The sequence below is a fragment of the Buchnera aphidicola (Artemisaphis artemisicola) genome (assembly GCF_005082365.1).
GTDB classification, from domain to species: Bacteria; Pseudomonadota; Gammaproteobacteria; order Enterobacterales; family Enterobacteriaceae; genus Buchnera; species Buchnera aphidicola_AR.
Window position 1 is genome coordinate 1 of the sequence record NZ_CP034901.1, and the last position, 7,618, is coordinate 7,618.

Genomic DNA, 7,618 nt, shown 5'->3' on the forward strand with positions numbered 1-7,618 from the left:
ATTTTTTTTTGAAATAATTTATAAATGAGAACTAAATTTTTTTCTATTTAAAAGAAAATTGGGTATTGAATCTTCATAAAATTCGATTTCTTTAGAAAGTTTCATAGTTAAATCAATATCATCTAAATTATTTAATAAACGAAAATAATTAAAATCATCTAAATCAAATAAAAAATCTTTTTGATTTATAATAATTCTTTTATCAATTAAACTAATTTTACAATTAATACCTGTATTTTTTTTAACAATATCAAAAATAGAATCAATTTCTTGATTTTTTAAAGTAACTAAAAGAAGCTTATTATTAAAACTATTATTATAAAAAATGTCAGCAAAACTAGGAGCAATTATTGCTCTAAAACCATAATCTAATAAAGACCAAACAGCATGTTCTCTTGAAGATCCGCAACCAAAATTTTCTCGTGTCAACAAAATAGTTGCATTTTTATAAATTTTTTTATTTAAAATAAAATCTTTATTTTTTTTAGATTGTTTTTCATCAAGAAAACGCCAATCATGAAATAAATATTTACCAAATCCAATTTTGTTTATACTTTTTAAAAATTGCTTAGGAATAATAATATCTGTATCTATATTAGACACATCTAAGGGTACAATAATACCAGTATATTCAGTAAACTTAAACATTTTTAATTAATCTCACTATTATCTAAATTTCTAACATCAAAAAATTTTCCATATATTGCTGCTGCAGCAGCCATAATAGGACTAACTAAATGAGTTCTACCATTTCGACCTTGTCGACCTTCAAAATTTCTATTACTAGTAGAAGCGCAACGTTCATATTCATTTAATTTATCCTTATTCATTCCTAAACACATAGAACAACCTGGCAAACGCCACTCAAAACCTGAATTAATAAAAATTTTATCTAATCCTTCATTTTCAGCTTCTTTTTTGACTAATTGAGAACCAGGAACAACAATAGCTTGTACATTATTAGAGATTTTTTTATTTTTTAATATTTTAGATGCTGCCCTTAAATCTTCTATTCTAGCATTAGTACAAGAACCAATAAAAACTTTGTCTATTATAACATCAGTTAAATAAGTACCTGGATTTAAATCCATGTATTTACAAGCAGATTTTGCTAAATTTTTTTTAACAATACTATCAAAACTATCAAATTCAGGTATTTTTTCATTAATCGAAATCACTTGATCTGGACTAGTTCCCCATGTAATTTGAGGAGAAAGATTTGATATATTAATAGTAAAAATTTTATCAAAACAAGCATCTTTATCAGATTTTAAACTATTCCAATAATTAACAGATTCTTTCCAAAAACTAGAATGAGGTGAATATATTCTATTTTTTAAATATGAATATGTAATTTCATCTGGAGCTATTAATGCAGATTTTGCACCCATTTCAATAGCCATATTACAAATTGTCATTCTTGCTTCCATACTCATATTTTTAATTACATTACCGCAAAATTCAATAACATATCTACTACTTCCAGATGATCCTAATTGTCCAATAATAAACAAGATTATATCCTTGGCAGTAATAAATTTTTTTAGTTCACCTATAATTTCTATCTTCATAGTTTTTAAACGTTCTTGTCTTAAAGTTTGAGTAGCAAGAACATGTTCTACTTCTGAAGTACCAATACCAAAAGCTAATGCTCCGAATGCGCCATGTGTTGAAGTATGAGAATCACCACATACAATTGTCATCCCTGGTAATGTCATGCCTTTTTCAGGACCTATTACATGTACAATTCCTTGATTAGGATTTTTTAAATCATATAACGCTATACCAAAATCGTTACAATTTTTTATTAATTGTCTCATTTGATTTTTTGCCATCGTACCTGATGCATTGATATCATTATTTTCTGTCGGAACGTTATGATCCATAGTGGCAAATGTTTTTTGAGGTTGCCTAACTATACGTTTTTTATTACGTAAAGAATCAAAAGCTTGAGGAGATGTAACCTCATGAAGTAAATGTAAATCTATATATAAAATTGCTCCATTTCTTCTATTTTTATCTACAATATGTAAATCATATATTTTTTCATATAATGTTTTTTTCATTTTATTTACCATTTATTAAAGAATCAGCAATTGCACTTCCCATTTTACTTGTTGTCACATAATTATCATTATTACATATATCTAAAGTTTTATAACCTTTACGCAAAACATCATTAACAGAATAATCGATTTTATCTGCTATTTGATTTAAATTCATTCCATATCTTACTAACATAGAAAGTGAAAGAATTTGAGCTATAGGATTTGCAATGTTTTTACCTGTAATATCAGGAGCAGATCCTCCAGCTGGTTCATATAAACCAAAGTTTTTTTCATTTAAACTTGCTGATGGTAATAATCCAATAGAACCAGTAATCATAGCACATTCATCTGAAATGATATCTCCAAACATATTTGAACATAATAAAACATCAAATTGATTAGGATTTTTAATAATTTGCATGACAGCGTTATCAATATATAAATGAGATAAATTAACATCTGGATATTTTTTTGAAATTTTATTTACTGTTTTTCTCCATAACAAAGAACTTTGTAAAACATTTGATTTATCTATAGAACAAACTTTATTTTTTCTAGTGCTTGCTAATTTAAAAGCTACATCAGCAATACGACTAACTTCATATTCATAATAAATCTCTGTATCAAAAGCATATTGAGAATTATTTTTTATGCCTTCACCTTTTGGTTCTCCAAAATAAATACCTCCTATTAATTCTCGAACACATAATATGTCAAAACCACTTTGAATGATATCAGGACGTAAAGGAGATAAATATTTTATTTCTGGATATAATTTTGATGGTCGCAAATTACAAAAAAGATTAAAATGCTTTCTTAAAGCAAGCAAAGAAGCGATTTCAGGACGATCTTGTAAAGAAAGCTTATTCCATTTTTTACCTCCAACAGAACCAAATAAAATGGCATCAGCATTTTCACATCCTATCAATGTTTTTTTTGGTAAAGCAAAACCATCAGAATCAATAGCTATACCACCAATATTAAATTCTTCTGTTTCTAAGGATATAAAAAAATGTTTTTTTAAAACATCTAAAACTTTATATGCTTCTTGCATTACTTCAGGACCTATTCCATCACCAGGTAATACTGCAATACGATAGTTTTTTTTCATAAAAAAATGTTCCCTATTAAGATAATTATTATATTCAAAAAATTAATGGGTTTTTAAATTTTTTAAAAGATTTAATTTTTTGTTAACTTGTTTAATTTTCCATATATTATTTAATACATTGACCATAGCTTGAGCTGATGATTCAATAATATCAGTAGCTAAACCTATCCCATGAAATTTACGTTGTTGATATTCTACTAAAATATCAACTTGTCCTAATGCGTCTTTTCCTTTTCCTTTAGCAACTAATTGAAACTTTTGCAATGTTATAGGGAAATTTGTAATTCTATTTAACGCTTGATAAATAGCATCTACTGGTCCATTACTTGTTGTAGAAGATTCTGTATATATTTTTTCACCACATAATAATTTAACAGAAGCTGTAGATAAACCATTAGAGATAGATTGAACACTAAAAAATTTTAAAGAATAGTATTCTAAGTTTTCTTGTTGTTTATTTATAAATGCTAATGCTTCTAAATCATAATCAAAAACTTGTCCTTTTTTATCTGCTAATTTTAAAAAAGCAGCATATAATTCATTTATATTATAATCACTATCTTTATAACCCATTTTGTCCATGTAATATTTTACAGCAGCTCTTCCAGAACGAGAAGTTAAATTAAGTTTTACTTCCTTTAAACCAATACTACTAGGTTCAATAATTTCATAATTTTTCCTATTTTTTAAAATACCATCTTGATGAATACCTGAAGAATGTGAAAACGCATTACTACCTACTATAGCTTTGTTAGAAGGAATTGGCATATTACAAATTTGACTAACAATTTGACTAGTACGATAAATCTCTTTGTGCTTTATATTAGTAGAAACTCCCAAAATGTCTTTTCGTACCTTTATAGCCATAATAACTTCTTCTAATGCTGTATTACCGGCTCGCTCTCCAATTCCATTTATAGTTCCTTCTATTTGTCTAGCACCCGCTTGTATAGCTGATATAGAGTTTCCTACAGCCATACCTAAATCATCATGACAGTGTACTGAAATAACAGATTTATGAATGTTAGGTACTTTTTCAAATAAATTTTTAATTATATAAGATAATTCATTAGGTATAGAATATCCTACTGTGTCAGGTATATTAATTGTTTTTACACCCGTATTTATTAGTTTTTCTATAATACGACATAAGTTATCTAAGGTAGTTCGACTTGCATCTTCACAAGAAAATTCAATATCATCGGTGTAACGTAAAGCTTTTTTAACTGAAAAAACAGCCATATCTATAATTTCATTAAAATTTTTTCTTAGTTTAGATTCCATATGCAGTGTTGAGGTTGCTAAAAAAATATGAATTCGAAATGCTGAAGATAAAGACATTGCTTGACCAGCTGCATCAATATCTTTTTCTACGCAACGAGCTAAGCTACATATTCGACTGTTTTTAATTTTTTTCGATATGGTTTCTACTGATTTAAAATCTCCGGGAGATGAAATAGGAAAACCTACTTCTATAATATCTATTCCAGATTTTTCTAAAGATAATGCAATTTGTAATTTTTCTTTTACACTTAAGCTTGCTTGAAGTGCTTGTTCACCATCACGTAGAGTCGTATCAAAAATTATAACTTTAGAATTCATGAAATTATCTCATTTTAGAAGTGTTATGATTATTTAAAAAAATAAATTTATACAATNNATTGTATAAATTTATTTTTTTATTTTTTTTTGTGTAATTTACATAAATTAGTATATTCAATATCTATCTTTTTTTTAAGACCTTTAGGCCCTATTTTTGTTAATTCTCTTGCTGTGTAATATCTTATTAAAGCATTTAAAATTTTTTTTCTAGCTGATTTTTCATCTAATTTTGAGATAACCTCTCTATCTGAAAAAGAAATAAAGATTTTTCTTTCTTGTATTTTAGATTTTTCAGAATATTTTACTTGTTTAGATAAAAAATCATCTATTTTAGATTGTGAAATATTACACAACATAAAAAACATAGGTGTTAAATATATTTTTTTAGGTATATAATTACTTATTGATCTTCTTTTTATTCTCCTACATTTGATAAAACCCATTGGTTCTAAAAATTCATTTATCAAGCGTGAAGCACGAGTAATAGATTTATTACCAGAATTTGAAAAAGTGGATAATCCACATTCATCTGCTAATTTTTCAATAGAAGCTTCAACTAATTTAGAATTAACATTATAATAATATAACATGGCTAACACTATAGCTCTCATAGCACAAGCTCGATGTTCATTTAATCTTCTAAATCGAAGTAAAATATTACCAGTTTTAGGATCTATAGGCAACAAAGTATAATTTAAATTATTTCTAGCAACATCTATTTCTGATGCCTTTTTCATTGCATAACAAACAAATGCAGATCTTTTTTTTTCATTTTTAGGTGGATTAAAAACTGGTTTGGGATTATATATATAATTTTTTCTAGGCACTAAATACACTTGATTAAGTAAAATATATTTTTAAAAAAATTTAAAGCAATCAACATGTTATATTTTTTAATATGTTATTATAAATATAACACTACTATAAAAAAAGTTCAAATTTTTATTTATTTAAATTATTAATGAATAATATGTTTTTTTTTACTCATTTTATCAATATAAGCCATTCCAAAAGCTGATAATACAAATGTTAAATGGATTATAACACACAACAAAATCTTATTATCTAATATTTTTTCTGCTTCCATAAAAAGTCGTAAAAGGTGTACAGAAGATATTGCAACAATAGACGATGCAACTTTGTTTTTAATTGAATTTACATCCATAGTGCCCATCCATCCTAATCTTTTCTTATTATCTTGTATATCCATTTTAGAAATAAAATTTTCATAACCAGAAAACATAACCATCACTAATAAACCTCCTACTAAAGCTATATCAATTAATGATAATACAACTAAAACTAATCCAGATTCTGACATAGCTATAATATCTGGAATAATAAATACGATTTGTTGAAAAAATTTTAAAGTTAATAATATAAATCCAAATGATAAACCTACATATACAGGAAACATTAACCAGCGAGATGCATATATACCCTTTTCAATAATCTTTTCCATTTTATTTTCCTAAGTAATTTTTTTAATAAAATTTTTTAAAACACTAATTTTTTATATTAAAATATTTCGATAATGTTTAAAAAATTAATAAAAATTTTAACAACTTATATTGAAAATAATTAAATTGTATGACAATATATGTTTTGTATTTATGAATTATATTTATTCATAAAAAAAAATAAAAGTAAAGTATATATTTTTAAATATAAAAAAATTAATTTCATATTATTTCAACATATAACAATTCAATTCATATTACTTTAAGCATTATGTCATGATATCAAGAAAACTTTATATACATAATCCAAATCCAATATTTATACCACCAAAACATAACAAACGAAGGCCTTCCTTTATTTGTTATGCTATGAAAAGGGCATCAGAAATAGATGTTGCTAGATGTGAATTAAACTATATTTTACAAGTTAAGAATAATACTTTTTTAAAAAGATTTAGAAGATTAAATGAACATCGAGCTTGTGCTATGAGAGCAATGGTTTTAGCTATGCTTTATCATTTTAATATTTCTTCTGAATTAGTTCAAGCATCTGTAGAACAATTATCTGATGAATGTGGTTTATCTACAGTATCTAAAGCAGGAAATAAATCTATAACTCGAGCGTCTAGATTAATTACTAATTTCATGGAACCTATGGGATTTGTTACTTGCAAAAAAACCTGGGATAGAATATTAGGTAATTATATGCCTAAAATGATTACATTAACTCCTTTGTTTTTTATGTTATTGGGAATTTCTGAGAAAAAATTAATAAATGCTAAAAAACAACAATTAGGATGGATTAATAAAAATCTTATAAATAAAGGTCTAAAGCCAATTACAATGACTGATGCCAAGAGACGATCTAAGGATACTCAAATCAAAAATATTTTTAAATATAGAATATCTAAACATGCTTTTTATAAAAAGAAAAGACACGCCCAACGTTTAATTTCTTTAGATGAAAAAGAAGCTAGACAAACAATTCTTCGTGCTTTAGTCTCCAAATATACTGTTAGTGAATTAACTAAATTAGGTCCTAGTGGTCTTAAAAAACAAGTTAATATTAGTTATTATTATTTAAGGAAAATAGCTACAAATACATATCCTGAAAATTAAAAAAGTTTTAAATATAGATTTTTTTAATGCGTTTTTTTACGTAATTTTCTTATTTTTAAAATTTATAATATACCTACTTTTGGTATTTTATTTTTCTTATATTTTTTAAATTTTAAAAAAAAAAAAATTTTAATATGATTTTTATATTTTTTTTTTTTTAAATTTTAATAAATGCATGTTGTTTTTTTATTATATGCTTCTTATGTAATAAATGCAAAATAACATATCTTTAATCTTATATATAAAAAAAATAAACATAAATTATTTCAAAAAAAAAT

Annotated in this window: 7 protein-coding genes; 1 reads left to right on the top strand and 6 read right to left on the bottom strand. The window is 25.1% G+C overall.

Annotated features, from left to right (window positions below; genetic code table 11):
• Positions 1 to 18 precede the first annotated feature (18 nt).
• From leuD to D9V59_RS03105, 6 genes are all read right to left on the bottom strand, one after another.
• Complete coding sequence (gene leuD / locus D9V59_RS03080) at positions 19 to 648, bottom strand: 3-isopropylmalate dehydratase small subunit (protein WP_187308370.1); 630 nt, start codon at positions 646 to 648, stop codon at positions 19 to 21.
• Positions 649 to 650: 2 nt separating this feature from the next.
• A complete protein-coding gene (gene leuC / locus D9V59_RS03085) occupies positions 651 to 2,066 on the bottom strand; it encodes a 3-isopropylmalate dehydratase large subunit (protein ID WP_187308371.1) in 1,416 nt (471 codons plus the stop codon).
• A 1-nt stretch (position 2,067) separates the two neighbouring features.
• Positions 2,068 to 3,159 carry a 3-isopropylmalate dehydrogenase gene (leuB, locus tag D9V59_RS03090; protein ID WP_187308372.1) on the bottom strand — a complete coding sequence of 364 codons (1,092 nt, stop codon included), beginning with the start codon at positions 3,157 to 3,159 and terminating at the stop codon, positions 2,068 to 2,070.
• Positions 3,160 to 3,201: 42 nt separating this feature from the next.
• The gene (gene leuA, locus D9V59_RS03095) at positions 3,202 to 4,761 is read right to left on the bottom strand and encodes a 2-isopropylmalate synthase (RefSeq protein ID WP_158365018.1); all 1,560 of its coding nucleotides are present in this window, start codon (positions 4,759 to 4,761) and stop codon (positions 3,202 to 3,204) included.
• Positions 4,762 to 4,838: 77 nt separating this feature from the next.
• Entirely contained in the window at positions 4,839 to 5,588 is a 750-nt protein-coding gene (gene repA / locus D9V59_RS03100; RefSeq protein WP_158365020.1) for a plasmid replication initiator RepA, read from the bottom strand.
• 131 nt (positions 5,589 to 5,719) lie between these two features.
• Complete coding sequence (locus tag D9V59_RS03105) at positions 5,720 to 6,223, bottom strand: TIGR00645 family protein (protein ID WP_158365022.1); 504 nt, start codon at positions 6,221 to 6,223, stop codon at positions 5,720 to 5,722.
• Between the two features lie 274 nt (positions 6,224 to 6,497).
• Between D9V59_RS03105 and repA (D9V59_RS03110) the strand changes: the two genes are divergently transcribed.
• Positions 6,498 to 7,340: a plasmid replication initiator RepA gene (gene repA / locus D9V59_RS03110; RefSeq protein ID WP_158365024.1), complete on the top strand. Its 843-nt coding sequence runs from the start codon at positions 6,498 to 6,500 to the stop codon at positions 7,338 to 7,340.
• The last annotated feature ends 278 nt before the right edge of the window (positions 7,341 to 7,618 follow it).

What these genes read in the sequence shown, in the direction of transcription:
- leuC (WP_187308371.1), bottom strand. Translation starts at nt 2,066, where the DNA reads ATGAAAAAAACATTATATGAAAAAATATATGATTTACATATTGTAGAT.
- D9V59_RS03105 (WP_158365022.1), bottom strand. Translation starts at nt 6,223, where the DNA reads ATGGAAAAGATTATTGAAAAGGGTATATATGCATCTCGCTGGTTAATG.
- leuD (WP_187308370.1), bottom strand. Translation starts at nt 648, where the DNA reads ATGTTTAAGTTTACTGAATATACTGGTATTATTGTACCCTTAGATGTG.
- leuA (WP_158365018.1), bottom strand. Translation starts at nt 4,761, where the DNA reads ATGAATTCTAAAGTTATAATTTTTGATACGACTCTACGTGATGGTGAA.
- repA (WP_158365024.1), top strand. Translation starts at nt 6,498, where the DNA reads ATGATATCAAGAAAACTTTATATACATAATCCAAATCCAATATTTATA.
- leuB (WP_187308372.1), bottom strand. Translation starts at nt 3,159, where the DNA reads ATGAAAAAAAACTATCGTATTGCAGTATTACCTGGTGATGGAATAGGT.